The organism is Methylobacterium sp. Leaf102 (assembly GCF_001422425.1).
Taxonomy (GTDB): Bacteria; Pseudomonadota; Alphaproteobacteria; order Rhizobiales; family Beijerinckiaceae; genus Methylobacterium.
Window position 1 is genome coordinate 1 of sequence record NZ_LMMX01000019.1, and the last position, 24788, is coordinate 24788.

Here is a 24788-nt window from a genome sequence, read left to right on the forward strand (position 1 = left end):
CCACCTGCTCCGCACCCGTCTTCTGACCTCGCCGCATGTCCAGCTCCTTCGGTCCTGGCTGATCCTCTCAATCAGCCCGGTCCAAAGCCAGCCAGTCACGTCACCTCCGATGGGGTGCAAGCCCTCTCGCGAACGTGACGCAAGCTTTGCCGTAAACGCAATGCCAAGCTGTAAGCAGATGTGTGAACGTGGTATCTGTGGTCGATGGCCGTCCGTAAAACCGTCACTGTTTCCGTCACGCCCGAACAGCACGCCTTCCTCGGGGAGCGCGTAAATTCCGGTCGCTACGGAAGCGTCAGCGAGGTGGTGAGGGCGGCCCTCCGGATGCTGGAGCAAAGCGAGCCGGACTTCCTGCTCAAGGAGCAGGCCCGCCTCCTCGCCGCCGACCGCAAGGCCCGCTGACACCATGCGACACGCTTCCAGTTTCCCGGTCGGCGGCGGAGCCATGGGCGATGCCATCCGCTCGCACGATTGGTCATCGACGTCCCTTGGGCCCATTGATAAATGGCCGGCGGCGTTCCGCGTCACCCTGAGCAACATGCTGAACTCACCCGAGAGCATGTACCTCGTCTGGGGACCGGAGCGGACGTTCCTATTCAACGACGCCTACCGTCCGATTCTCGGCACACGCCTCGACGGAGCGCTCGGCCGGCCGCTTCCCATGGTCTGGCCCGATGCCTGGGGCGCCGTCCGGGCGGCGTTGGAGCGCGCCTTCGCCGGTGAGGCGGGGCGTTTCGTGGACGACCCCATCGCCATGGCACGGCACGGGACCGAGGAGGCGACATGGTGGTCGTATTCCTTCTCACCCGTCCACGACGGCTCCGACGTCTCGGGCGTCCTCTGCCTCACGACGGAAACGACCGACAGGGTTCGTGCGCGTCAACGCAGCGGGTTCCTCCTCGAACTCAGTGACGCCCTGCGCAGGAGCGACGTCTCCGGTCGCCTCATCGCGGACGGATGCGAGAGGCTCGGTCGGCACCTGGGCGCAGACCGATGCGGCTTCGCCAAGTACGATGTTGCAACCGGTGAGTTCGAGACGGCCGGCACGTGGCCGGCCGGAGATGACCGTATCCCTTGCGTTACGGATCCTGGACCCGGCGTCATGGACGCACTTCAGGCTGGTCGCAGCGGGCGGGTCGACGCTGCAACCGGGGTTCCCGGCTCACATCGTCAGGGCGAACGGTACAGGACCACCCTGTGCGTGCCGGTGATGATCGAAGACGGCCTCGCCGCCATTGTCCACATCGAGCGGGCCTTGCCGGCACGGTGGACCCAGGAGGAGGAGTCCCTCGTCCGCGACGTGTCCGGTCGCATCTTCGCATCCTTCTGCCGGACACGGGCACAGGAGGCGCTCTCCGCCGGTAACGGGCGTCTTGAAGCCGCCCTGACGGCCACCTGCCAAGGCCAGGCCCGCCTGTCGATGGCCGTCGACATCGCACGCCTCGGCATCTTCGAGTGGGACACGGTCACTGGCGCGGTCGAGATGGACGGCAGGAGCCGCGAGATCTTCGGGCTCGCGCCGGAGGGACCGGTGCACCAGGACGAAGTGTTCTCCCGGCTGGAGAAGGTCGACGTCGAACGAGCCCATGCGCTCACCGAGGCGGCGGCCGTCGACGGCGACGAGGTCGTGGCCGACTATCGCGTTACCAGGCCTGATGGCACGACACGCACGATCCTGAGCTCCAGCGAGCCCCTGCAGGATGAGGGCGGGCACCTGCGGATGATCGGCGTCTTTCACGACGTCACCGTGCTGAGGCAGGCCGAGGCCGACCTGCGTACCCTCAACGCGGACCTGGAACGTCAGGTCGTCGAGCGCACCCAGGCCCGAGGGCGGACGTGGACGCTTACCCCGGACTTGATGTGCGCCCTGGACCGGCGCGGCTACCTGGTGACTTCGAACCCGGCCTGGCAGACCTTGTTGGGATGGTCGGATGTGGAGATCGCGCGGACGCCGATCTGGGATCTCCTTCATCCCGACGACGTCGAGCGCACCCGGGTCGGCCTGGAACGGATCGAGGACGGCCAGCCAGCGGTCGGATGCGCCAACCGCTACCGCCGCAAGGACGGGTCCTACCGTTGGATCTCGTGGATCGGCGTGCCTGAGGACGGGCTGGTCTACTGCACCGGGCGCGACGTCACGGTCGAGAAGGAACGGGAGGTGGCGCTCGCCGCGCGCACCGCCGAACGCGACCTGTTCGCCACCATCGTCGAAACCGACAGGGCACCGATCTGCGCCTTCGACCACGACTTCCGCCTCATCGCCTTCAACCAGGCGCACAGCGACGAATTCCATCGGATCTTCGGCTATCGCGTCAAGCTCGGGGACGTCTTCCCGGACTTGTTCACGGAGGACCAGGCGCCTGTCATGCGGGCGTTGATGGCGCGGGCCCTGGCCGGCGAGGTGTTCACCGTTGTCGAGGAGTTCGGCGACCCGAGCATCGTCAAACCGTACTGGGAAGTCTCCTACACCCCGCTCAGGGACAGTGACGGACGGATTTTCGGCGCGTTTCACCACGCCCAGGACATCACGGAGCGCGTGCGCGCCACAGCCGAGCTCGACAGGGCCCAGGACGCGCTTCGCCAAGCCCAGAAAATGGAGGCCGTCGGTCAGCTTACCGGCGGGGTCGCCCACGACTTCAACAACCTGCTCACCGTCATCATGTCGTCGACCGACCTGCTGAAGCGCCCGAACCTCCCCGAGGAACGGCGCCAACGATACATCGGTGCGATCTCCGACACGGTGACGCGGGCAGCCAAGCTGACCGGACAGCTTCTCGCGTTCGCCCGGCGGCAGGCGCTCAAGCCCGAGGTGTTCGACGCCGCCCGCAACGTCGAGACTATCGAGGAGATGATCGGCACCCTGACGGGATCGCGCATTCGCACCGTGACGCGCTTGCCCGACGAGGCCTGTCTCATCGACGCGGACCCGAGCCAGTTTGAGACCGCCATCGTCAACATGGCCGTGAACGCCCGAGACGCGATGAACGGCGAGGGGAAGCTGACCATCTCGGTCCGGAACGTTGCTGCGATTCCCGGCGACCGGAGCCACGCCAGGGTCGTCGGGCGCTTCGTCGCCCTGTCGATCTCGGACACCGGCACGGGCATCGACGCCGGCATCCTCGACAGGATCTTCGAGCCGTTCTTCACCACCAAGGAGGTGGGGCACGGCACCGGCCTCGGCCTGTCCCAGGTGATCGGTTTCGCCAAACAGTCGGGCGGCGAGGTCCGTGTCGTGAGCGCCATCGGCGAGGGGACGACCTTCACGCTCTACCTGCCCCGCGCCGTCAAGGATGCGCTGGCCGTCGTCGATGATGCGGACCCGGCTCCCCTGATGGACGGACACGGCACCAGGGTGCTTCTCGTCGAGGACAACCGGGATGTCGGCAACTTCGCGACCCAGACGCTGCACGACCTCGGCTACGAGACGGTCTGGGCGATGGACGCACGGCAGGCCCTGGCTGAGCTCGCGAAGGCGCCGGACCGTTTCGACGTCGTGTTCTCCGACGTGGTCATGCCCGGCATGGACGGCGTCGAGCTCGCCCGGGAGATCGGGCTTCGGCACGTCGGCCTGCCGGTGGTCCTGGCGTCAGGCTACAGCCACGTCCTGGCGCAGAACGGCACTGACGGCCTCGAACTGCTGCACAAGCCATACTCGGTCGAGCAGCTCTCGCGCATCCTCCGCAAGGTCACGACGCGGCGCCGCCGGGTGATGGACACCGGACGGTAGGCGGTAACGCAAAAGCTACCGCCCAGGGATTGCAACCCAAACGTTGCCTGTCTGTTGAACGCCCATGCCGACGAAGCGCCCCCTCGAAGCATCGGTCGTCCTCGTTGTTGAGGACTACGATTTCGTACGCTCGAATGCCGTGGACATGCTTGAGGATGCGGGCTTCACGGTGGTTGCGGCCCGTCATGCCGACGAGGCCTGGGACATCCTGCATCGGAGATCCGACATCGGCGTATTGTTTACCGACGTCGACATGCCGGGAACCATGTGTGGCGTCACCATCGCCGACGCGGGTCAACGAGGATTTGCCGGACATCCGGCTGGTTCTGACTTCGGGACGGCATCGGTTCACGGACGAGGAGGTTCCGGACCACGGGTTGTTCGTGCCCAAGCCATATAACGTCTCGGACGTCATCAAAGCGATACAACACGCGGTCTGATCATAGACCAGCTCACGCTGTCTGGTCTTCCTCTCTCAGGGGCGATGGCAAAGTACCTCGTACCCATCATCGTCGGATGGCGAGGCCCGCCGCGGTTAAGCGCCGAAGGTCTCGCCAGCCGGCATTTGGTCCGTAGGTCTAAAGGTCCAGTCCCGATAGGGTCGCTGCCGCCTGTATCAGGGCCAGATGGGTCAATCCTTGTGGCAAATTCCCGAGGAACCCGCCTGTTTGGGGATCGGCCATCTCCGCATAGGTGCCGGAGTTCCGGTCCAATGCCGCGACCACCGCCTCGAATTTCTCTGACGCCTGATCGTTCTGCCCGAGAAGGGCCATCGCCTCGCAGAGCCAGAAGGTGCAGGCGAGGAAGCAACCTTCCTCGGCATCCACGCCCGAGTAGCGGTAGTGATAGGGACCTCGACCGAGTTCCCGGTCGATGGCTTCGCAGGTCGCCCGCAGTCGGTCGGCGCTTCCATATCGGAAACGGACAGCAAGGGTTATCGAGGCATCGAGCTTATCGCTGCCGGGATACATCACGTAGGCCTGCTTCGCCTCCGACCAGCAATGCTCCTCGATCCATTCCGCTACGCGGTCGCGGGCCCGGACCCAACGGTCCTTGCAGGTGCCCGGCAGATAGCCCTTCTCGGCCATCTCGACGGCCCGGGCCAGGGCCTGCCAGCAACTGATCTTGGAGCCGGTGTAGTGCTGCTGCTCTGGAAGCTCCCAGATCCCAGCATCCTTCATCTTCCACTTCTCGGCGCATTCGTCGGCAAGACGCGCCAGCAACGCACCGCTGCGCAGGTCGAGCATGCCACCCCCGGCAACGAAGCGCTCCGCCGTCTCGAAGATGTCGCCGTAGATGCCGTGCTGGTGCTGGCCAGTTGCTGCGTTGCCCGTTCGAACCGGGCGGGAGTTCCGGTACCCTGGAAGGTCGAGTTCCTCCTCCTCCGAGACCATCTCTCCGTTCAGGGTGAGGAGGACCTGGGCGCCGTGCTCCTCCAAGTGGCGGACGAGCCAAGTCAACGCGGCGCTGGCCTCGGCATGGGCCCCGAGGCGGAGGAACGCCTTGATGACGTAGCCGGCATCCCGAACCCAGGCGTAGCGGTAATCGTAGTTCTTCTTACCTCCGATACCTTCCGGCAGCGAGGTCGTTGCCGCGGCGGCGATGGCGCCGGTGGGGGAGTAGAGCAGCAGCTTGAGGGCGAGGGCGCTGCGTCCAACCTGTTCCGGGTACCGCCCCGCGTAGCCAAGGCGTTCGGTCCAGTTGCGCCACGCATCACAGGATCCATCGATGCGTCGGTCGATGTCCGCGACCGGGGCGACGACGAGTGGCTCATGCTCGCCGGCGACGATGGCCACCGTCTCGCGCTGCCCCGCCGACACCTCGACGCTGGCCTTGATCGCATGGTCATCCTCGCCATCGATGCGGATGCCCTCGCTGTAACGGAATAGCCCCATAAGGTCGGCGACGTGGAAGGCCGTGCCACTTGCGTTCGACGAGAGGAATGGTCCGGCCGTGTCGCCCCGAGTTCCGAACACGAGCTCGATCCGGAAGCGGACACGCCCCTCGATCCCCTCGATGCGACGTGCCAGCTCCGCCCAGGGCAACCGCCCGGCCGGCCCGCTGTTCAGGCTCTCGGTCAGGCGCGCCTTTCCAGTTGCCGTCGTGAACAGGGTCTCATGGACGTTGCTGCCGTCGCGGTAGCCGATCTCGGCGGTAAACGGGGCATCGGGCGTGACTGAGAAGTAGCCCCCCTCATGTGGGGACAGCAGACGGTCGAAGAGCGGTGGGGAATCGAGGTTCGGGCAGCACCACCAATCGATTGAGCCGTCGGCACCGGACAGGGCAACGGACCGGCCCTCACCGAGGGCGGCATAGGCTTCGAGGGGTAGATATCCCTCCTCGCGTTTGACAGGCCCGCCCGTGCGGGGAAACGGCTTCAACAATCGACGGCTCCAGGGATGGCGAGAGGTGCGTGGCGACTAGGCGCGAAGCTGGGGCAAGACACTGCCGCCGAACGCCTCGATGAAGGCATCCTGGTTGCGGCCAACTTGATGGACGATGATCTCCTCGAAGCCGATCTCCGCGAGGTCGGCGAGCCAGGCTGCCTGACGCCCGAGGTCCGAGGACACTCGAACGCAACCGTGAACGTCCTCTGGACGTACGAAGCGCGACGCGGTCTCGAAGTCCTCCGGCGTGCGCAGGTCCCAGTTGGCGTCGCCCTCCAGCATGTTGGCGGCCCATTGCCCGTGGGCCTCGGAGAGTGCCCGCCCGTCGTCCGTATCCCAGCACACCTTCGTCTGGAGGAAGACTAGCTTGCCTTCGCCCCCGCCCTCGCGGAAGGCATCGACGACGGGACGTAGCTTGCCCGGCTCTATGCCGACGGTGACGAGACCGTCGGCCCACGTCGCGACCTTACGGGCCGTCTCAGTAGTGACGGCGCCGGCCAGCAGGAGGGGTGCCTTGGCCGGGCGGGAATACAGCTTGGCATCCACCACGGTGACCCGGCCCCGGTGCGTCACGGTCTCGCCGTTGAACAGGGCCCTGATCACCGCGGCGCACTCACTAAGGCGGGCCGTGCGCTCGGCCTTCTCCGGCCACGGCATGCCTGTGATGTCCTCGTTCAACCGCTGGCCGCTTCCGAGGGCCAGCCACAGTCGTTCCGGGAACATTTCGGACAGGGTCGCGGCCGACTGGGCGAGGACAGCAGGGTGGTGGCGATAACCCGGCGCCGTGATGATGCCGAACGGCAATCGCGTGGTCGCGAGCGCGGCGCCGAGCCAGGACCAGGCATGACCGGCGTGGCCCTGGGCATTGCTCCATGGCTTGAAATGCTCAGACGACATCGCACAGGCGAAGCCGGCACGCTCGGCTGATTGGACATGTGAGAGAAGGGTGGATGGCGCGTATTGCTCGTGGGAAGCGTGATAGCCGAAGCGCGCCAAGTTGGTTGTCCTGATCAAACGAAAAGCGAACGGCGGCTGGAACCCGACGTTCCTGCATCTGAGTGCTTCAACTCGACACGTCCTCATCACCTGCGGCAGGTCCGCCCGGCCCGGAACGCCGTTTTCTGCCAGCAGTTCGGGTCCCCGGGGAATGGCTCCCCGGAGCGCAACGGCCTTGCAGGCACCAACATCAGGACTTCGTTTCCTCGTCGCGGAAAGCGAGCCTACGGCAGCCCGTGAGAAGCGCCGAGACAGTGTCGGGCGCTCGTCTGGGGAGACCTACGTCGAGATCCTAGCTCTCCTTGCTCCAAGGGCCGTTTGCCATCGCGTCATGCCCGCTGACGCGGACAGTACCTTCCCGGAGGGCGAGAGCCTGGGCGGATACGATGCGGTCTTCCTCTCGGGCTCGCCCCTATCTCTCTACGAGGACACGCCGGAGGTCAGGCGCTCCCTCGCATTCATGAATGCCCTGTTCTCGTCCGGAACACCTTCCTTCGGCTCCTGCGCCGGGCTGCAGATGGCGACCGTCGCCGCGGGTGGCACGGTCCGGCAGAACCGCAACGGTCCCGAGGCCGGCTTCGCCCGCCGGATCGTGCCCACGGACGCTGGACGGTCTCATCCGCTGCTCAAGGGCCGCCCGGTCGCCTACGATGCGCCCAGCATCCACACCGATGAGGTCGAGACCCTGCCGGACGGGGCCACGCTGCTGGCGCTGAACCGGTCCACCGTCGTCCAGGCCGCCGAGATCCGACACGACGGCGGCACGTTCTGGGGCGTCCAATACCACCCGGAGATCGGGCTCGACGAGGTGACGGGAGCCCTCCGGCGGCAGGCGGACGATCTGGTCGAGAGCGGGCTGGCCCGTACCCGGCGCGAGGTCGAGGAGCAGGCCGACCTCGTCGAGGCCATCCATCGCGAGCCCGACCGGCGCGACCTCGCCTGGCGGCTGGGCTTGGACGATCAGGTGACCGACGAGGGCAACCGACGGATCGAGATCGTCAACTTCATCGAGGCCCTCGTCATCCCGACGCGCAACGCTCGACGCGGCGGGTGACCGGCTGTCCTCGAACGAGGACAGCGCGGATTCAAGGAACTCGTGAGGCCCGAATCGTCGAACCGACGATGGGGTCGCCTAGTTTCATTGAAAGGGGCTTCGAGCAGGCCCTCGAAAACGAGACGCGGCGGAAAGCCGTGCGCCGACCCCGAACGGGTCACACTGCGAACCCCGAGGAAACCTGATGCCAACCCCCAAGTTCGACGAGAGCAACATCACCTGGCGGACGCTCGACTGGCTGCCGCACATCGCCTTCTTCGTCTACAAGGTCGACGAGGAGAACCGCATCGTCGACGTGGTCTTCAAGTTCGCCGCGAACCAGCGCGTGATGCTGCACCGGCACAAGAGCCCCTACGTGACGCTCGTGATGCAGGGCGAGCTTCGGTTCTACCGACAGGACGGCACCCACAAGGAGACGCGCCCCACGGGCAGCTACGTCTCGGGCGTGGCGAACGGCGAGCCGCATCTGGAAGGCGGCGGCGACGAGGACGCCATCGTCTTCTTCAGCAACCGCAACATCGATGATGCGCTCTACGAGTTCCTCGACGACACGGGCAATCCGGTCCAGGTCCTCGGGATCGCGGACTTCAAGGCGCAACTTGAAGAGCAGATTGCGACGGGGACCTACGACAAGGTCACGTCCAGGGCCGCGTAATCCCCGCATCGCCGGGAAGGCTCAAGGCTTTCCCGGCGATGGCATATTGGCTCGCCTGGTCCATCCGAAGTTCTGCTCGGCGAAGGTACGTACGACCGCGCGGATACGGCATCGGCGCCATGCGCATTGCGTTCGACGTACGGATACGGGCAGGCCCCGGTAGGGCGCGTCATTCCTTCTCGATGATCGAGACCTTGCCGTCGCGCTCGACCACGGCGACCGCGACCTGGTCCATGTCTTCGAGGCCCTGCTGTCGGGCGGCGGTGCGCACGTCGGCCTGCTGCATACGCAGGCGGCGCATCTGGGTTTCGTCCCAGTCGCCATCGCGAAAAACCACGATGGGCGTGCCGTCGCAGATGCGCTCGAACCAGACGTAGCGCAGCTTCAGCCACGACACGGCGACGTGCATCAGACCCACCGTGAAGATCGCGCTCATCGCGCCCACGAACGATTTGTCGTCGCCGAGCACGGCGCTGACGCTCATGCCGCCGAAGAGAAAGAGGACCACCATGTCGATGGGGGCCTGCTGGCTCGCCGTTCGGCGCCCGATGAGGCGGATGACGAAAAGGACGACGAGGTAGGCCGCCGCGGCCTTGAAGACGGTGCTCATGGCTACGGGACCGAATACTGCGACCAGGACAGGGTCTCGCCCGCGTCCAGGCGTGCCCAGAGTTCGACCCCGCCGCGGAAACCGGGCGAGCCCGCGAACAGGATGGTGACCCGCTCCTGGCCCTTCACCACAGGGAATTCCATGCGGATGCTGTCGGCGCCGGCCTCCCAGACGGATGGGCGGGGGATGATGCTCTCAAGGCCGAAATGGTCCGCCAGCCCCTTGGCCATGGTCACGGCAACCTTGTCGCCACCCGGCGGGACGCGGGTGTCGAACTGGACCCTGGTGGGGGCTCCGAACCGGACGACCGGCTCATAGCGCAGCTTGATCGAAGCATCGGCGTTGGCGGCCTCGCGCTCGCTGAACAGCCCCTGGCCGAACGCCCCGAGAACGTTGGCGGCGACGAACGCGACCATGACCCATCGGCCGATCACCTCGGCCCTGCGCCACCTGCCCTCGAACGCCGGGTAGAAGCCGCGCGCAATCTCCTCGCGCATCGGCGGGTCGGGATGGATCACTTGCAAGACGTTCGTCCTCGGGCATGGGTAGGCCGGCTGGACCCTGGAGGACAGGACCCGCCGTGTAAGGGGACCCAACCGACGGGAAAGGCTTGGGCTCCCGTCGAACGCGGACTTTTCGGAGTCTACGAAGCGGATGGCTCGATCCACCCTACGCCGAGCCCGGGGCAAGACTGCCCAGGCCCGGCCGCGATCCAGGTCGCCCCTCAGGCGGCGAGCGGCTTGGCCTTCCGGATCTTGCCGTCGAGCTCGACGTGGATCTCGTGGCGGACGCCGTCCTTCGCCCCGACGATCTCGAAGTGCTTCGGCTTGCGCGCCGGCTCACCCTCGACGGCGTAGCCATCGGCCTTGACCGCCGCGAGGGCCGCAGAAGGATCGGCCGGGGCCTGGCCCGCCTTTTCCTCGTGAGGCTTCGGCCACGCGATCTCGCGGACGATGCCGTCCTTGAGGGTGATGGACATCACCTTGGTCTCCGAGGGCTTGCGCTCGCCCGTGATCGTGACCGTGTCGCCGGGGGCGATTGCGATGCGCTCGGCGGCCTTCGGTCCAAGGTCCGCGAGGACGCGTCCGTCCTTGGCCTCGATGGCGAAGCGGTGGCCGAAGACGGCCCAGACGGTGCCGGTGATGGTCTGCGTATCGTTCATGTGGGATCTTCCTGGGGTGTCGTTTGCCGACCCGGGCCGCGAGATGCTCGGCGTGCCCGAATGGGGCAGGCTCCTGGCGATGCCGGTGGGGTGGGCATCGCTCCCTTGTCGGGGTGACGGCTTTCTATGTTCGCGTGTCGAACCCATGCTGAACCGCGCCGTTCAGCCCCCGTTAGGCGTCCACGAAGTGGTGGACGCGCGCGACCGTGAACGTGTTCGGGACGCTTCGCGGGACTCCAGCAACCATCACTGTCGGGTGGCGTACGAGTTCAAGTACCTTCCGATGGACGTCGGAGCGGAAGGGGCTGGTAGTCGGAACCTAACGGTTGTTACCGTCCGTATCCGCCCCCTCGCAGACCCTCGGATGGTCCGCTTCCAGGCTGTTGAGACACAGGCTGACGGCTGGGTTGGGTGGTTTCCTGCCCGTCCGCTTCTGGATGGCGTTCGCATCAAGCGGACATAGCCGTTGGGACCGCTCACGACCCTCAGAAGACCCTGGAAGGGGTCGCTTTCAGACCGTTCGGTGAAACCGAACGACTGACCGGGCTGGGTAGCTCTCCACCAGGCGGCCCCCAGTCGATCTCCTTCGCGAAGCTGACCATACCCCGAGGCGTAAAGACACACCCCAACTTCGCCCTGTGGGAAGCTCATTTCTCTCAGAAACGTGATTTCGAACACATCATTTGGTTGATGCAGAATATTTGAGTCGTGCAATCCGCCACGGGAGCGTCGACTAGGCAACATAGGTTACGAGAGCTATGCTGACTGTAGTTTATTGCATTACGCGTCAGCACGATCTACGCCTCGTCGCTCTATCCGCAGTCATTTGTGCACTAGGCTGCTTTGTCACGGCGTCCTTAATGTCTCAGGCCCGGCTTCGGATGCGGGCGCTACTGTTCGCAGCTGTGGTGTTCGGATCGAGCGTCTGGGCACTGCACTTCGTAGCCATGCTCGCGTTTCTCCCCAGTGCTGACTCCGCCTATGATCTGAGCCTAACTGCAGCCTCGATCGGCGTTGCTATCGCGGGCTCGCTGGCCGCATTCGCACTCTGGCGTCGTCACGCCAACAATCCGATCGCTCTTGCGGGCGCCGGGCTCATGCTCGGCTCAGCAATCGCCGCCATGCACTACCTCGGCGTTGCGGCGATGCAGGCCTCCGCCCTCGTCTTCCTCGATCCCACCTTTGTCGGTGCGTCCATCCTGCTCAGCATCGTGTTTTCTATCGTGGCACTGGCACGCGCGTGCGACCTACGTAGCTTCGCCCGCCGCGCCGAGGTAACGCTATGGCTCGCGGCGGCTATCTGCGGTCTGCATTTCACCGGTATGACGGCGGTGACGCTTGCACCGTCCGACTTGGCGGAGGGTGCCGGCGACGTCATCGGCACCAGCACTCTTGCGTTGGTTGTCGGCTTCGTCAGCCTTTCCATCCTGATCACCGGGCTCATCACGCTCTTGGTGCAGCAGCATCTGTCCCTGCGCGCCGTGCATGACCTTGCCCGGATGCGCTTGCTCGGCGACCTTGCACACGAGGTGCTGTTCATCCATCGCGCCGGCATCGTGCTGGAGGTCAACAGTGCGGGAGCGCGCCTGATCGGCCGGCCGATCGAAGCCCTGATCGGCTGCAAAGTGGTCGATCTTTTCGCTGTCCACGATACGCCCGCTCTGATCCGGCGCATGGCCTGCCGGTCGGAAGATTTGCAGTCGCAGGAGTTCGAGGCTCGCACCGCAGCGGGCAGCTTGGTCCCGGTCGAGCTGTCATGCCGCAGCATCGAGTACGGTGGGAAGCCGGCCGTCGCCGTGTCCCTGCGCGACCTGACCGAACGGAAGCGCGATGAGGCCCGCATCCGCCATCTCGCCTTGCATGACGCCCTGACCGAGCTGCCTAACCGCTATCTGTTGGGGCAACGCCTTACCAAGGCCCTAGACGCGGCGGCGCAGGGAACGGGCGGCGTCGCGGTAATCTACATCGATCTCGATCGCTTCAAGCTGGTCAACGACCTGCACGGGCATGCGGCCGGCGATAGCCTACTGGTTCGGGCATCCCAGCGCATGCTCGCCGAACTACAGCCAGTCGATACCCTGGCCCGAATCGGCGGGGATGAGTTCGTCGCCGTCTTAGCCGATGCGCCAACGCCAGATCTGGTCTCGGAGATCGCCGCCCGGTTGGTGGCAACGATGGCTCAGCCATTCCAGATCGAGGGACGCCAGGTCGAAGTCGGCGCTTCAGCCGGGGTGGCGATGTATCCCACCGACGGTCGCACGACCGAGGCTCTGATGCGCGCTGCCGACACCGCACTGTACCGGGTCAAGGACGAGGGGCGTGGCGCCGTCCGGTTCTTCGAGCCAGCGATGGACGCTCAACTTCAGGCTCGCCGCCAGATGGAGCACGAGCTTAGCTTGGCGATCGAACGCGGCGAGTTGCACCTTTTCTACCAGCCGATCGTCAACGGAGGCACCGGCGAGATTGAGACGTTCGAGGCGCTGATTCGCTGGCGTCACCCCGAGCGTGGCCTCATCTCGCCGGCCGAGTTCATCCCCCTGGCGGAGCGTAGCGATCTCATCGTGCAAATCGGCGCGTGGGTGATCGATGCCGCCTGCGCCGCAGCGGTCGGCTGGCCGCAGGCGTGGCGGGTGTCAGTCAATGTTTCGCCGATCCAACTGCGCCAGTCCGACGTACCGGGGGCGGTAGCCGCTACTTTGGTCCGACATGAACTCGACCCAGCGCGGTTGGTGGTGGAGATCACCGAGAGTGTGTTCATCCAGGATGAGGCCGCCGCTGTGGTGGTCCTGACAAAGCTACGTGAGTTAGGGGTCCGGGTGGCGCTGGACGATTTCGGAAGCGGGTATTCATCGCTGAGCTACCTGCAGCGGTTCAAATTCGACAAGATCAAGATCGACCAGACATTCGTGCGCCGGCTGGGCGAGCACACGGACACATTGACCATCGTGCGGGCCATCGTAAACCTTGGGCACAACCTCGGAATGCAGGTGACGGTCGAAGGGGTCGAGACCGCGGAACAGCTGGCGATCCTACGCGGCCTGGGTTGTAACCAGATGCAGGGTTACTTGTTCGGCCGCCCAGCACCCGTCCCGATGGCATCAGAAGAGGATCAGTTGCACATCCGCAGTATGTTCGACGCGCCATTAATCCGCGCAGTTGCCTAATAATTTATTATTTCAACTTCAATGGAAATAATATTTACTACGTGCCCATAGTATTTGCTGATTTCTATTTACTGGTTTGATACGTCTAACATATTACCGCCTCGGCCTCTGTTAGGTTCTGACATAAATTTTGGCTGAACATACATGCAAGATCAGGTCGGAGCCGGAACGTCTGCTCTGGGGAGAAATACCAGGGTCTGGTTTCCACCCCGAGCCGAAGTTGCCGGCGGGCTGAGGAGCGACCGCTTTGGAGAAGCACCGACGATGGTCGGGGCGACCGGGTTGGGTCGGAAACGGACGTTTCAGCTCACGAGGGGGCGGATTACTACCCTCGGGGCTCAATGTCGGGAATACCGTCGGATTTCCGACAGATGTAGGCCTGCATCCCTAATGATGGTTTAGCTGAGACCCTGCCGACCTGCCCTACGACCGTGTCGGGAGTTGGTAGAAACAGACAGCCGAAGTAGGATGCTGGCTGATGAGCGGGGAGACCATTCCGCTCGGCCGAGCACCCGGTGGGTGTTCACGAATTCGCGGTCCCGCGCCCGGCCTGTGATCCGAAGCACGCTGCCTACCGTGCGCCGGCCCGGACAGAGGATCGCACCGATTAGCAGGGCTTGAGCGTGCCGCCACGACAGGTGTACGAACAGCTGAGCGAACCACAGGATGATCCCGGCGAAGCGGTCGGGCGGGTGCGGCATGGGGCGTTTCTGGCGAGGGACACCATCAGCCTATTCATCACGCCCGCTTCCTCACCCAGCGCGTTCCGCGACATGTCAAAATAGCCAAAATCGAGCTTAGATCTCGGCGGCGAACCCCTCGATGTTCTCCCGGGCAGCCGGTGGTTCGATCGTTTGCAACGTTGCGATCTCGCCCGTCTCCCGATTGCCATGGACAGGCTCGATCACGCGCCCCCTTCGCCAGCGACATCACGGTGCAGACGCATGCAGGGTTCGATCTCAGTCGCACCTCATCCGACGGCTGCGCCATTCCACCGTTCACGCATCAAAGCTTTTCCACTTCGCCCGTCGTGCAGCGGAAACGCCGGATGAGCGCCGCTGCGACGGCGTCCGGAGCTTCCCTTGGAGAGAAGTGGCCCACTCCATCCAAGGTGACGAACGTGAAGGGACCGGAGAACTTCGGGGGCACGTCGTTGCTGGCTTCCGGCGGGTTCACGCCGTCTTCGGCACCTTGGATATAAAGGGTCGGCGTCGACAGGGTCTCGGTCGCCTTCACCTTGGCCTCAAGCTCGGCCGAGCGTGGGTCCGGCTCGGCCTCGTCCCAGCGCGCTTGGTAGGAGTGCAGCGTAACGTCGACGAAGTCCGGGCTCTCCCAGGATACTGCGACTGCCTCGAAGGTGGCATTGTCGTACCAGCCCGGCGGGCTCCAGTTGTCCCACATGATGCGGCCGAACCCCTTGGGGTCGGCCCGCACGGCCTCCCGTCCGCGCTTGGTCGCCTAGAACCAGTGATACCATTGGCGCTGGCACTGCGGGAACGCCGGGGTCGGCATTCCACCGAGGCGCGAGGGGGTCGAGAGCATCGCCATGTGGGTGACGCGCTCGGGCCAGCCGACTGCCATGGCCTCGGCGGCGTTCGAGCCCCAGTCGTGGCCGGCGACCATGAAGGTCCCGATGCCCATGGCATCCATCAGGTCCACCGCGTCGTGGGCCAGGATGCCGGAGTTGCCGGTGCGCGGCGTGTCAGCCGAGCGGAAGCGCGTACGACCGAACCCCCTCAGGTCCGGCGTCACCGTCCGGAAGCCCGCCTCGTTCAGGTGCGCAGCCACGTTTGTCCAGGCCGTGGCATCGTCCGGCCAGCCGTGGAGCAAAAGGACGGTCGGTCCGTCCACTGGACCCGTCAGGTGGACGTTTACAGTCAGAAGTTTGGTTTCGACCTGTTGCTCGCTCACGCAGAGGCTCCATTGGCGAGGCGCTGAATGCCGACGCTCGACATGCCGGTCCTAGGCCGGGATCCGGTCGATGCGCGCGGTATCTTCCTCCGCTACGCCGTTCTGGCGATGTCGGAAGGCACTCAGGGCCTCATAAACTTGAAGCCGCGCGCGCATGATGGAACCGAGTGGCCGGTGCGCCGCAAGGCTGTGGGCGGGACGGAAGGTCATCACCTCGTCGAAGTAGCGGACGCGATCCGGTGCGTAGGCATCCTGGCGAGGTAGGCGTAGCGTCGCGACGGTGCGGTAGGGGCTGATCGCGACGGGCCAGTCGATCGAAGCGTCCTCGATGGGCTGCCGCTCGGCGTCCGCCCAGAGTTGGGCCTTCAGCTCGAACACAACTTCGTTCTCGCAGAAGAAGGCGACCGTCGCATGGCGGAAGCCGTCCTCGTCCTGGTGCGGGTCGAGCCGCCACGCGGAAAGGGCGCGCTGGCTTTCCGTCGCCGGCACGGCTCCGAGCTTGGCGACATAGTCGCCGTACCGGATAGGCGCTTGGCTGAAGTAGCTGTCCGCCAGGGGATGGCTGTAGGGGTGGCCGAAGAAATCCGCCATCGCGCTCTCGGTGCCGAAGGCGTGCAGCACCCGGTTGAGGTTGCGCGCGGCGGACGCGACGGCGCTCTTCACGCCCTCCGGCAACCCGGTTGCCTTGCCGATGACGGTGCCATCCCGCAGGAAGCCCGCCGCCGTACCCGACGGGAATGTGGTCCCGGTCGCCAGAACGAAGTCCTGGGTATCGACGCCGTGGCCGGGCAGCTTCTCGCCAGGCACGTCGAACACCTTGATCGACATGCCACGATGTGTCGAGACGCGGTCCCCAAGGGTCTCGCCCGGCCCCTGCGCGAACCGCACCGCCACGGGATGGGTGCCGGGCGTCGCGAACAGGCCCTGTGCCAGCTCCGCCGGCAGGCCGGCGGCGACCGTCAGCTCACCGGTGACGCAGGCCGAGCTCTTGGCGTGGCTGGCACGCACGGCATGGTGTTCGCGGGCCTCGACCGTTTCCAATTGCTGCGTCATCCCTTTGATGATGCCGTCAATGGTCTCCTGCTCGCCCGCGGCGGGCGTCTCGATGTCGGGTGTATATCGCAGGTAGGTCATGCTCAGCCTCGCTGGGTATAAGGGCGGACGTCGGTCGGGATCGACGGATCGTCGGCCATGCTCGGGTCAAGCTCACTCCGCCGGAATGAGATGGACCCGCCGACGGCCATCAACTCAGCTTCGGCTGACCGTTCGAGGCGGACAGGCCGCCGTCGACCGGCAGATTCACGCCGGTGACGAAATGGGCGTCCTCGCTCGCCAGGAAAGCGATCACGCCGGAGATATCGTCGGGCTTCGCCCCGCGTCCCATCGGAATACGTTCCTCGAACTTGGCGACGAGTTCGGGCTGGTCCTGCATGCCGGCCGTGAACGGCGTGTAGACCAGCGACGGATTGACGGCGTTTACCCGGACGCCGTTCCTCGCCTCGTCGAGCGCGACCGCCCGAGTGAAGTTCGTCACCGCGCCCTTCGCGGCGCAGTAGAAGCTGTGATTCCAGTCGCCGCCCAAACCCGAGACGGACGACACGTTGACGATGGACCCTCGGCTCTCGCGGAGATGGGGTAGCGCGAACCGCGTCATGTAGAAGACGCCGTAAAGGTCGGTTTCGATGATGGTCGAAAAGTCGGCAATGTCGCCTTCGTCAACGCGGCCGAGATGGTCTTTGCCGGCATTGTTGATGAGGACGTCGAGGCGCCCGAACCGTTGGACGGCTTGCGCGACGACGTCCTGGCACCGTTCCGCGTCGGAAAGGTCGGCGACCACCGCAAGGGTATCGGCTGCCTCGATGCCGCCAACCACCTTGTTCAGTCCCTCCGCATTCTGATCGGCCAGAACGAGGATCGCGCCCTCGTGTCCGAAGCGCCGTGCGGCGGCCTCCCCGATGCCCGAAGCCGCGCCCGTGACCAACACCACCTTGCCTGGGAATCGTCCCATTTGATCTCCCTCCAGCCCCCTGCACAACGCGCGGTGGCTCCCGTTTCCCGTGCCTCTGTCGGATCGTACCCGGCTCGCTCAGGCGCTACGGGCCTGCGCCGGATGGCGGCCCTCGGCGAACTCCTCGACGATCTTGGCGCAGAAGGCCGGCAAATCCTTGGGGTTGCGGCTCGTGACGAGGCCCTGGTCGGTGACGACTTCCTGATCGACCCAGGTTCCGCCCGCGTTCCGGATGTCGGTCTGCAGCGTCGGGAAGGACGTCAGGGTCCGTCCCTTCACGACATCCGCCTCAACGAGCGTCCAGGGCCCGTGACAGATCACGCCGACAGGCTTGCCCTGCTCGAAGAACTCTCGGATGAACGCGACGACCGCCTTGCTCGCCCGAAACGTGTCGGCGCCGACGCAGCCGCCGGGGATGATCAGGCCATCGAAACCCGAGGCGGAGGCCCCCTCGATGATCGCATCGACGGCATAGCGTCCCCCCGGGTCCAGGTCGTTGTTGAACGTCTCGGCCTCGCCGGCTTCCAGCCCGATCACCGTCACGTTGGCGCCAGCCCTCGTCACCGCTTCGCGCGGCTGAACGAACTCCGGCTCCTCGGTCCCGCGCGGCGCGATCAGGATGGCGATCTTTCGGCCCTGTAGAGTCATGGTGTTCATCTCGTTCGTTTGGATGGAGGGACTGGCCGAGGAAGGATTCAATGGCCGGACAGGCTTCCAGCCCGTTGGTGATGCTGGAAGCGCAGATCCACTCTGCGATGGTGCCGCGGCTGCGTTACCGGCCGTAGGACGCCCAACTCTTCGCCGGCCGACCAAGGCGGTGGTTGCCGGGTGCCTCAAGCTCGCGGGACGACAGCATCATGGAGGCGCCGACCGAAACCAGGCCCGCCATGGCCCGGAGATCCTCCGATTGACGGGGGTCGCGGGCGATCGCCTCCGCCTCGCGCTGAAGGCGAAGGTTGCATGGTTTCGTCGCCAGCCCGCCATCGGGCGTGCAGGCATCGTGACGGGCGCAAGCGGAATCGAGGGCGTCGATGGGGGCAGCCGGAGCGTTGTTGCCAGGACCGCAGTAATTACCGTGTATCAAGCTTGTAGCCGGGGCCGGTGAGGCGATGGCTTGCGCCTGGACTGGAGCGGCAAGGCTAAAGGCGAACGCCATCGATAGGGCGAACCTCTGAATCATCGTAAGCTGACCTTCGGGGGTTCTTGCCACGCGAGGATATGTGCTCGGCGTGGCGACATCGCGATTTTCAACGGGACAAAGTTGGATTCGGGAATGCGGTTCCCGGGCTGTCGTCATGTCGCAACCCAACCGAGTATTGGGGCCGAACGCTTCGAACGGAGCTTGGCAGAGCGGTTTTGACTGCGCACCTCGATCCCAATGGCCGATCAGGCCCTGAGGATCATGGGCACGGTCGATGCGCTCAATGGACCCTCCTATGCCAGGCCGCTCACCGATTTTTGACCATCCTCGAGCCTGGAACGAACCAAAACCAACGTTGTTCACCTCGAGATTGCATCGAGCCGGAGCCTATGACTTTGCAAGCGCCAGTCCGCTACAGCCCCGACGTCGAACAGGTGAAGGCCGACGAAGGAGTGACGATCGACCAACTCAACCAGACCTTCGACAAGATCCTGCAGACCGTGGCCGAGGATTCCGGACATGCTGTGCGATCGGTGCATGCGAAGTCGCACGGCATCCTGGAGGGCGAGCTCCGGATCGATGGCGGCCTGCCCGCGGAACTCGCGCAGGGCCTGTTCGCTCGGCCCGGGACGCACAGGGTCTACATGCGCTTGTCCACCAACGCGGGCGATATCCTGCCCGACGCCGTCTCCCTGCCGCGGGGTCTCGCGTTGAAGGTCCTCGACGTCCAGGGCGAGCGCCTGGCCGGCGCCGAAGGCGCCACCCAGAATTTCATCATGGTCAATGGCAAGGTCTTCCAAGCCCCGAGCGCCGAGAAGTTCCTCGGAAGCCTGAAGCTGCTGGCTGGCACTACGGACCGGGCCGAGGGCCTGAAGATCGTGGCCTCGACGGTGCTGCGAGGCGTCAACAAGGCGCTCCAGGCCGTGGGCGTCGAGAGCACGACGCTGGCGTCCCTGGGTGGTGCACCCAACGTCGACCCCCTCGGCGAGACCTACTACAGCGTCACCCCGTTCCGGTACGGCGATTACATCGCAAAGTTCTCGGTCGCTCCGGTTGCCCCAGCACTCACCGCGCTGACCGGAAACGAAATCGATGCGTCCGGTCGTCCCAATGCGATCCGCGAGACGGTGCAGTCCGAGATGCGCGGCATCGAGGGCGTCTGGGAGTTCCGCGTCCAACTCTGTCGCGACCTTGAGCGCCAACCCGTCGAGGATCCGACGGTGGAGTGGAACGAGGCGGAGGCCCCCTTCCAGCGCGTCGGGCTGATCATCGTCCGGCCGCAGGACAGCTGGGCTCCGTCGCGCGTCCAGGCGGTCGACGAAGAGATGCGCTTCAGCATCTGGACGGGGCTCGCCGCCCATCAGCCCTTGGGCAACATCAACCGCGCCCGCAACGCCCCGTACAAGCACTCGGCCGAATTTCGCCAGCGCTTCAATGGATGCCCCATCCACGAACCCGGCGTGGGGCGCTGAGATCCAGCGGCGGGGTTTCGGACGCTAGGACCGGCTTCCGCGATGACGGGAGACCGGGCGCATCGGACGTCCAGTCGATGCCCTGGGACCGATCGATGCCCGGCGCGCTGACGACAGCCATGCAGCGCCCCCTGCGGGGCCCTGCTCCGACCAACCTCTGAAGGACTGATCCTGTGACCTACCCCACTCTGACGGCCTTCTACGCGGCCCTGTTCGCCCTCCTGTATGTCGGTCTGTCGTCGTGGGTCGTCGCCGGCCGCCTGAGCGCCGACGTCCTGCATGGTGACGGTGGGAACCAGGATCTGGAGAAGCGCATCCGCGCGCAGAGCAATTTCGGGGAGTACGTGCCGCTGGCGCTCCTCCTCGTCGCCCTGTTGGAAGCGGGTGGTGGCAGCCCGACCCTGGTGCGCAGCCTTTTGATCGTCCTGCTCGCCGCACGCGTGCTGCACCCGTTCGGAATGTTCGCTCCGAAGAACTCCCCACGGCAATTCGCCTGCCGCGGGGGTGGGATCCTGGCGACCTTCGCGGTCGTCGCCGTGGCGGCCCTCGCCCTTCTGCTGCGCGTCGGCTGAGGAGCGCGGCGGCGGATCAGATCTCGATGCAGATCTTTCCGAAATGCCTGTTGCTCTCCTGGTGTCGGAACGCCGCGACGAGGTTTGCCAGGGGATAGCGCCGATCGACGATCGGACGCAGCCCGCAGGCTTCGATGCCGCGGACCATCTCTATCTGCTGGCGTCGACTGCCGACGAGCACGCCCTGCAGGCGGATCTGCCGGAGCAGAGCCGGCACCAGGGGAAGCGGTCCGGCGACACCCGTCAGAATGCCAATAACCGAGATGTGGCCGCCCACCCGCACGGCGGCCATCGACTGTTCCAGGGTCGCCGGACCTCCCACGTCGAGGACGTGATCCACGCCGCGCCCGTCGGTCAGACGCCGGGCCGTTTCGCCCCAGGTGGTGTCGGACCGGTAATTCAGGACGTGGTCCGCACCCAAGGCGCGCAGGCGTTCGAGCTTCTCCTCGCTGGACGAGGTGGCGATCACGGTGGCGCCGGCGGCCTTCGCGAATTGCAGGGCGAAGAGCGAGACGCCACCGGTGCCCTGAACGAGGACGACATCGCCGCTTTTCAGGCCCGCATCTCCGTGCAGGGCCCGCCAGGCCGTAAGCGCAGCCGTCGTCAGCGTCGCCGCCTCGGCATGGTCCCAGCCCCGCGGCGCGTGGGTGAACGCCATGGCGGAGGCGGTGACGCGCTCGCGGGCATACCCGTCGATGCCGTCGCCCGGCACGGTCGCGAATCCCTCGACCTGGGGGCTTCCCTCCGTCCAGGTCGGGAAGAAGGTGCTGACCACGCGGTCGCCCACCGCGAAGGCGTCGACCCCCGGACCCAGGGCCTCGACCTCGCCAGCCCCATCCGACATGGGCACGCGCGGCTCGCTCGGCCCCCAAATGCCGCTGACCACCGCGTAGTCGTGATAGTTGAGCGAGCTCGCCCGCAGGCGAACGGTGATCTCACCGGGGCCGGGCTCCGGAACCGGTCGCTCGCCGAAGCCGACGGCGTCGAAGCCGCCGCCGGGTTGAACGATCACCGCGCGGGATGCCGATACCGTCATGCTGAACCTGTCCGTCTCGCCGGCGCGACGCACCGGCCCTGAAGGGGGGATCCACGCCGGGATGGTGGCAGCCGGCTCGGCAGCTGTCGAGACCGGGTGATCGTTCCTCGATGAGGATGAGTTGCCGATGGCCGGACGCGAAGCAACCCCGGCATTGTCGGCCGTCATCATTCGCGCTTAAGAACGATTCTGAACCCAGCCGGTTGGTGCGTCCAGCCCCGACGCTGCCTAGAGGATCGTCATGCGTTCCAAGACCATCCCGTACGCCTTAGCCGCCAGCGTGGCCTTCGCTGTCGCGGCTGCCAACCCGGTCCTGGCCGAGGAGGCGACCACCGCCGAGCAGACCATCAACGTGATGAACAAGCTCTTTGGCACCCATCCCGGCAAGCGTGCCAACCACGCCAAGGGCGTCGTCGCGGAGGGCAGCTTCACGCCCTCGGCCGAAGCCACGCGGCTCAGCAAGGCCTCGTTGTTCCAAGGGCCGGCGGTCCCGGTGACAATTCGTTTCTCGGACGCGACCGGCGTTCCAACCATCGCGGATGGCGCAGCCAACGCCAATCCCCACGGCATGTCACTGAAGTTCAAGCTCGTCGATGGTTCCGACATGGACGTTGTCCTGAACTCCCTTGCCTACTTCCCAGTCGCCACCGGCGAGGAGTTCCGCGACTTGCTGAAGGCCGTCTCCGAGAGTGGACCGGATGCGAAGAAGCCGACGGCCCTCGAAAACTTCGTCGCCACCCATCCCGCTGCTGCCACGGCCGGCGCGACGGCCAAGAGTCCGTCGAGCCTTGCGCGACAAACCTATAACGGTGTGAACGCCTTCGTCTTCGTCGACAGGGACGGCAAGCGCCAGCCGTACCGCTTCCGGTTCGTGCCCGTCCAGGGCGAGGAGATCCTCTCGCCCGAGGAGGCCGGCAAGCGCGAGCCGGATTACCTGATGGCGGAAATCGGGCCCCGCGTCGCGAAGGAGCCGGCGAAGTTCCGGGTCCTGGCGCAACTTGCTGAAGCGGGCGATCCGACCAATGACGCGACCAAGCCTTGGCCGGACAGCCGGAAGACGGTCGATCTCGGCACACTGACGGTCACCAAAGCCGTGCCAAATAGCGCCGAGGTCGAGAAATCCTTGCTGTTCATGCCGAACGCGCTCACCGACGGCATCGAGGTGTCGGACGACCCTCTCATTGATGCACGCGTCCAGGCTTATGCCGTGTCGTTCGGCCGGCGTTCGCAGTAGCAAACCCAAAGCAAATGGGACGGCTACCTAACGAGCCGTTCCGGCGGCCGGACTGGACGATCCGGTCGGACGGGAGGTGTCCGAGATCCCGGTTCGGGCACCGTCCTGAGTCGCGCCAGAACCCGTCAAACCACCCGCCCCCACGCTGTTCGCGGACGTGTCGGCATTGCCCTGGTCATGCGGCTCCGATTTTGAAGAGGTTGCCTTGTCCTCTGCCGCATGAACACTTCCCACGATACCAGTGAGAAGCGCCGTGCCGAGATAGATTGCACATCGAGATGCTCTCATGATGGGTTAGCTCCTATTCCTGTGATCCGCGCACTTGCTCCGCGTCATCAATGGAAGCGGTTTGACGACGTTCCCGGGACAGATCTGGCTAGGTGGCCCCCACATCTTCCTTTTTTGAGGCATTTGACTCGGCAGGATTGGCTCCGAGACCTTTCAATGTCCGCTTTGGAGCATCTGGTTTGAAAGCTCGAACGGCTGGGTTGGGTCGGGATCTTCCGGTCTGCTCTATGACCGGGGTGGGTGGATTTCGGCTTGTCGGCTTTCGGGCCGGGAAGCGCAGCCTCGCGACGGTCTGCTTCTCTATCAGGTATGGTCATGGAGAACGCCCGGCCGGATAAGGCCCGCCTCGATAGCCAGCCAGACTAGATGGGCGTCGTTGCGAGCGCAGAGTTTAGCCTCCAGATCCTCCAGCGTCAGTTCGAGCTGGTCGATCCGGGCACTGCGTTCCGAGGAAGCCCTGAAGCGCTCACGTCGCAGTCGCGCGACCTCCAGCTTCAGCCGTTCGACCGTGATCTCGGACACGAGCCGCGCCGCCCGCTCGGCCAGGATCATAGCGTGGGCGGCGGCGAGATCGGTAGGAAGCGGCGGGGGCTCAAGCGCGTTCGGCACACCCTGAGAAGAGCATATTGCTCAGCCTTTGTAATGCGTTATCCTCAGCCGACGGCACTCGGACGCCACGTTTCCTGCGGCATGCGCCAGTCGATGCCTGAGAGCAGGTAACCGAGTTGCGCCGTCGAGATCGTCACGGCTCCGTCCGTCACCGACGGCCACAGGAAGCGGCCGCGGTCGAGCCGCTTGGTGTAGAGGCATGCGCCTTGGCCATCGTGCCAGATCACCTTGATCAGGTCGCCGCGCCGTCCCCGGAAGACGAACAGGTGACCGCAATGGGGATCGCGTTTGAGTGTCTCCTGGACGATCAGGCCCAGGCTGGAAAAGTCCTTGCGCATGTCGGTGTGGCCGGTGGCCAGCCAGACCCGGACGTTGGCCGGCAGCGGGATCATCGGCCCTCCAGGGCATCGAGCACCCGACGCAGCGCCGCGGCATCGACGTCGGAGCCGATCTCTTTGCGCGCGTAGCATGCGCAGCCGAACGCACTGGATAGTACGGGGTGGGACGGACCCTGGAGCCTCAATTTGTTATCGGCACCAGGGGGCAAGGTCAGTGGTGACTTATGGCATCATCAGATCTCTAATCCGGAGCCCACTTTCGCACCCCGACGCCGCCTTGCTTGTTTACGCCTAGAGGCTGTTATGGACCTGAGCGGTCTGGAATCCAGATGAGGAGGCATGACCTCTTCGCGCCAAGCCTACCCGTCCGATGTTTCCGATGATGAATGGGCGCTGGTCGCGCCGTACCTGACGCTGCTGCGCG

At 65.3% G+C, this 24788-nt stretch carries 21 protein-coding genes and 3 pseudogenes; 10 read left to right on the forward strand and 14 right to left on the reverse strand.

Annotated elements, in window-relative coordinates; genetic code table 11:
* The first annotated feature begins 204 nt into the window (after positions 1-204).
* The 3 genes and pseudogenes from ASF27_RS11215 (at position 205) to ASF27_RS21550 (ending at position 4167) form a co-directional block, all read left to right on the forward strand.
* Positions 205-402, forward strand: coding sequence for a type II toxin-antitoxin system ParD family antitoxin (locus ASF27_RS11215; protein ID WP_056360142.1), 198 nt, complete (start codon positions 205-207; stop codon positions 400-402).
* A gap of 4 nt (positions 403-406) precedes the next feature.
* Positions 407-3727, forward strand: a complete 3321-nt coding sequence (locus ASF27_RS11220) for a PAS domain S-box protein (RefSeq protein ID WP_082479018.1) — start codon at positions 407-409, stop codon at positions 3725-3727.
* 64 nt (positions 3728-3791) lie between these two features.
* Positions 3792-4167, forward strand: a pseudogene (locus ASF27_RS21550) (response regulator).
* 138 nt (positions 4168-4305) lie between these two features.
* On the opposite strand, the gene ASF27_RS11225 reads toward ASF27_RS21550, so the two are convergent.
* The gene (locus tag ASF27_RS11225; protein WP_244480986.1) at positions 4306-6108 is read right to left on the reverse strand and encodes a glycoside hydrolase family 15 protein; all 1803 of its coding nucleotides are present in this window, start codon (positions 6106-6108) and stop codon (positions 4306-4308) included.
* A 39-nt stretch (positions 6109-6147) separates the two neighbouring features.
* Positions 6148-7110: a TIGR03885 family FMN-dependent LLM class oxidoreductase gene (locus ASF27_RS11230; RefSeq protein WP_056360150.1), complete on the reverse strand. Its 963-nt coding sequence runs from the start codon at positions 7108-7110 to the stop codon at positions 6148-6150.
* Between the two features lie 331 nt (positions 7111-7441).
* Here ASF27_RS11230 and ASF27_RS11235 point away from each other — a divergent pair, with 331 nt between their 5' ends.
* Together ASF27_RS11235 and ASF27_RS11240 are read left to right on the forward strand one after the other, a co-directional pair.
* On the forward strand, positions 7442-8164 hold the full coding sequence (locus ASF27_RS11235) for a type 1 glutamine amidotransferase (RefSeq protein ID WP_244473789.1): 723 nt from the start codon (positions 7442-7444) through the stop codon (positions 8162-8164).
* Positions 8165-8348: 184 nt separating this feature from the next.
* The gene (locus ASF27_RS11240; RefSeq protein WP_056172124.1) at positions 8349-8819 is read left to right on the forward strand and encodes a hypothetical protein; all 471 of its coding nucleotides are present in this window, start codon (positions 8349-8351) and stop codon (positions 8817-8819) included.
* 169 nt (positions 8820-8988) lie between these two features.
* Here the strand turns inward: ASF27_RS11240 and ASF27_RS11245 are convergent, their stop codons facing one another.
* The 3 genes from ASF27_RS11245 to ASF27_RS11255 all read right to left on the reverse strand — a co-directional run bounded on the left by ASF27_RS11245 (position 8989) and on the right by ASF27_RS11255 (position 10591).
* Positions 8989-9429: a YetF domain-containing protein gene (locus tag ASF27_RS11245; protein WP_056172121.1), complete on the reverse strand. Its 441-nt coding sequence runs from the start codon at positions 9427-9429 to the stop codon at positions 8989-8991.
* 2 nt (positions 9430-9431) lie between these two features.
* Positions 9432-9953, reverse strand: a complete 522-nt coding sequence (locus ASF27_RS11250) for a hypothetical protein (RefSeq protein ID WP_156630125.1) — start codon at positions 9951-9953, stop codon at positions 9432-9434.
* A 200-nt stretch (positions 9954-10153) separates the two neighbouring features.
* Positions 10154-10591 carry a hypothetical protein gene (locus ASF27_RS11255; protein WP_056172117.1) on the reverse strand — a complete coding sequence of 146 codons (438 nt, stop codon included), beginning with the start codon at positions 10589-10591 and terminating at the stop codon, positions 10154-10156.
* Positions 10592-11349: 758 nt separating this feature from the next.
* Between ASF27_RS11255 and ASF27_RS11260 the strand changes: the two genes are divergently transcribed.
* Complete coding sequence (locus ASF27_RS11260) at positions 11350-13755, forward strand: EAL domain-containing protein (protein ID WP_056360156.1); 2406 nt, start codon at positions 11350-11352, stop codon at positions 13753-13755.
* Between the two features lie 1005 nt (positions 13756-14760).
* On the opposite strand, the gene ASF27_RS22725 is transcribed toward ASF27_RS11260, so the two are convergent.
* The 6 genes from ASF27_RS22725 to ASF27_RS11285 all read right to left on the reverse strand — a co-directional run bounded on the left by ASF27_RS22725 (position 14761) and on the right by ASF27_RS11285 (position 18854).
* Positions 14761-15189 (reverse strand): alpha/beta hydrolase, encoded by a 429-nt coding sequence (locus ASF27_RS22725; protein WP_200918802.1) that lies wholly within the window; start codon positions 15187-15189, stop codon positions 14761-14763.
* A gap of 24 nt (positions 15190-15213) precedes the next feature.
* Complete coding sequence (locus ASF27_RS22730; RefSeq protein WP_347379634.1) at positions 15214-15666, reverse strand: alpha/beta fold hydrolase; 453 nt, start codon at positions 15664-15666, stop codon at positions 15214-15216.
* Between the two features lie 51 nt (positions 15667-15717).
* Positions 15718-16800: a catalase family protein gene (locus tag ASF27_RS11270; RefSeq protein ID WP_056360158.1), complete on the reverse strand. Its 1083-nt coding sequence runs from the start codon at positions 16798-16800 to the stop codon at positions 15718-15720.
* 109 nt (positions 16801-16909) lie between these two features.
* Complete coding sequence (locus ASF27_RS11275; protein WP_056360161.1) at positions 16910-17674, reverse strand: SDR family oxidoreductase; 765 nt, start codon at positions 17672-17674, stop codon at positions 16910-16912.
* A gap of 78 nt (positions 17675-17752) precedes the next feature.
* Positions 17753-18322, reverse strand: coding sequence for a type 1 glutamine amidotransferase domain-containing protein (locus ASF27_RS11280; RefSeq protein ID WP_056360185.1), 570 nt, complete (start codon positions 18320-18322; stop codon positions 17753-17755).
* 124 nt (positions 18323-18446) lie between these two features.
* On the reverse strand, positions 18447-18854 hold the full coding sequence (locus ASF27_RS11285; protein WP_056360165.1) for a hypothetical protein: 408 nt from the start codon (positions 18852-18854) through the stop codon (positions 18447-18449).
* 350 nt (positions 18855-19204) lie between these two features.
* Here ASF27_RS11285 and ASF27_RS11290 point away from each other — a divergent pair, with 350 nt between their 5' ends.
* Both ASF27_RS11290 and ASF27_RS11295 read left to right on the forward strand, forming a co-directional pair.
* Positions 19205-20287: a catalase family protein gene (locus tag ASF27_RS11290; RefSeq protein WP_056360168.1), complete on the forward strand. Its 1083-nt coding sequence runs from the start codon at positions 19205-19207 to the stop codon at positions 20285-20287.
* Positions 20288-20460: 173 nt separating this feature from the next.
* Positions 20461-20859, forward strand: coding sequence for an MAPEG family protein (locus ASF27_RS11295; RefSeq protein ID WP_056360171.1), 399 nt, complete (start codon positions 20461-20463; stop codon positions 20857-20859).
* Between the two features lie 16 nt (positions 20860-20875).
* Here the strand turns inward: ASF27_RS11295 and ASF27_RS11300 are convergent, their stop codons facing one another.
* Complete coding sequence (locus ASF27_RS11300; protein WP_056360174.1) at positions 20876-21895, reverse strand: NAD(P)-dependent alcohol dehydrogenase; 1020 nt, start codon at positions 21893-21895, stop codon at positions 20876-20878.
* A gap of 241 nt (positions 21896-22136) precedes the next feature.
* On the opposite strand from ASF27_RS11300, the gene ASF27_RS11305 reads away from it, so the two are divergent.
* A complete protein-coding gene (locus ASF27_RS11305) occupies positions 22137-23129 on the forward strand; it encodes a catalase family peroxidase (protein WP_056360176.1) in 993 nt (330 codons plus the stop codon).
* A 681-nt stretch (positions 23130-23810) separates the two neighbouring features.
* Here the strand turns inward: ASF27_RS11305 and ASF27_RS23120 are convergent.
* Together ASF27_RS23120 and tnpB are read right to left on the reverse strand one after the other, a co-directional pair.
* A pseudogene (locus tag ASF27_RS23120) lies at positions 23811-23969 on the reverse strand (hypothetical protein); the annotation flags it as partial.
* Between the two features lie 101 nt (positions 23970-24070).
* On the reverse strand, positions 24071-24418 hold the full coding sequence (tnpB, locus tag ASF27_RS11315; protein ID WP_056360183.1) for an IS66 family insertion sequence element accessory protein TnpB: 348 nt from the start codon (positions 24416-24418) through the stop codon (positions 24071-24073).
* A gap of 285 nt (positions 24419-24703) precedes the next feature.
* Between tnpB and ASF27_RS22245 the strand changes: the two are divergent.
* Positions 24704-24788: pseudogene (locus tag ASF27_RS22245) on the forward strand (IS5/IS1182 family transposase); the annotation flags it as partial.

What these genes read in the sequence shown, in the direction of transcription:
- ASF27_RS11245 (WP_056172121.1), bottom strand. Translation starts at nt 9,429, where the DNA reads ATGAGCACCGTCTTCAAGGCCGCGGCGGCCTACCTCGTCGTCCTTTTC.
- ASF27_RS11285 (WP_056360165.1), bottom strand. Translation starts at nt 18,854, where the DNA reads ATGATTCAGAGGTTCGCCCTATCGATGGCGTTCGCCTTTAGCCTTGCC.
- ASF27_RS11280 (WP_056360185.1), bottom strand. Translation starts at nt 18,322, where the DNA reads ATGACTCTACAGGGCCGAAAGATCGCCATCCTGATCGCGCCGCGCGGG.
- ASF27_RS11275 (WP_056360161.1), bottom strand. Translation starts at nt 17,674, where the DNA reads ATGGGACGATTCCCAGGCAAGGTGGTGTTGGTCACGGGCGCGGCTTCG.
- ASF27_RS11300 (WP_056360174.1), bottom strand. Translation starts at nt 21,895, where the DNA reads ATGACGGTATCGGCATCCCGCGCGGTGATCGTTCAACCCGGCGGCGGC.
- ASF27_RS11305 (WP_056360176.1), top strand. Translation starts at nt 22,137, where the DNA reads ATGCGTTCCAAGACCATCCCGTACGCCTTAGCCGCCAGCGTGGCCTTC.
- ASF27_RS11255 (WP_056172117.1), bottom strand. Translation starts at nt 10,591, where the DNA reads ATGAACGATACGCAGACCATCACCGGCACCGTCTGGGCCGTCTTCGGC.
- tnpB (WP_056360183.1), bottom strand. Translation starts at nt 24,418, where the DNA reads ATGATCCCGCTGCCGGCCAACGTCCGGGTCTGGCTGGCCACCGGCCAC.
- ASF27_RS11215 (WP_056360142.1), top strand. Translation starts at nt 205, where the DNA reads ATGGCCGTCCGTAAAACCGTCACTGTTTCCGTCACGCCCGAACAGCAC.
- ASF27_RS11290 (WP_056360168.1), top strand. Translation starts at nt 19,205, where the DNA reads ATGACTTTGCAAGCGCCAGTCCGCTACAGCCCCGACGTCGAACAGGTG.
- ASF27_RS11260 (WP_056360156.1), top strand. Translation starts at nt 11,350, where the DNA reads ATGCTGACTGTAGTTTATTGCATTACGCGTCAGCACGATCTACGCCTC.
- ASF27_RS11235 (WP_244473789.1), top strand. Translation starts at nt 7,442, where the DNA reads ATGCCCGCTGACGCGGACAGTACCTTCCCGGAGGGCGAGAGCCTGGGC.
- ASF27_RS11270 (WP_056360158.1), bottom strand. Translation starts at nt 16,800, where the DNA reads ATGACCTACCTGCGATATACACCCGACATCGAGACGCCCGCCGCGGGC.
- ASF27_RS11240 (WP_056172124.1), top strand. Translation starts at nt 8,349, where the DNA reads ATGCCAACCCCCAAGTTCGACGAGAGCAACATCACCTGGCGGACGCTC.
- ASF27_RS11220 (WP_082479018.1), top strand. Translation starts at nt 407, where the DNA reads ATGCGACACGCTTCCAGTTTCCCGGTCGGCGGCGGAGCCATGGGCGAT.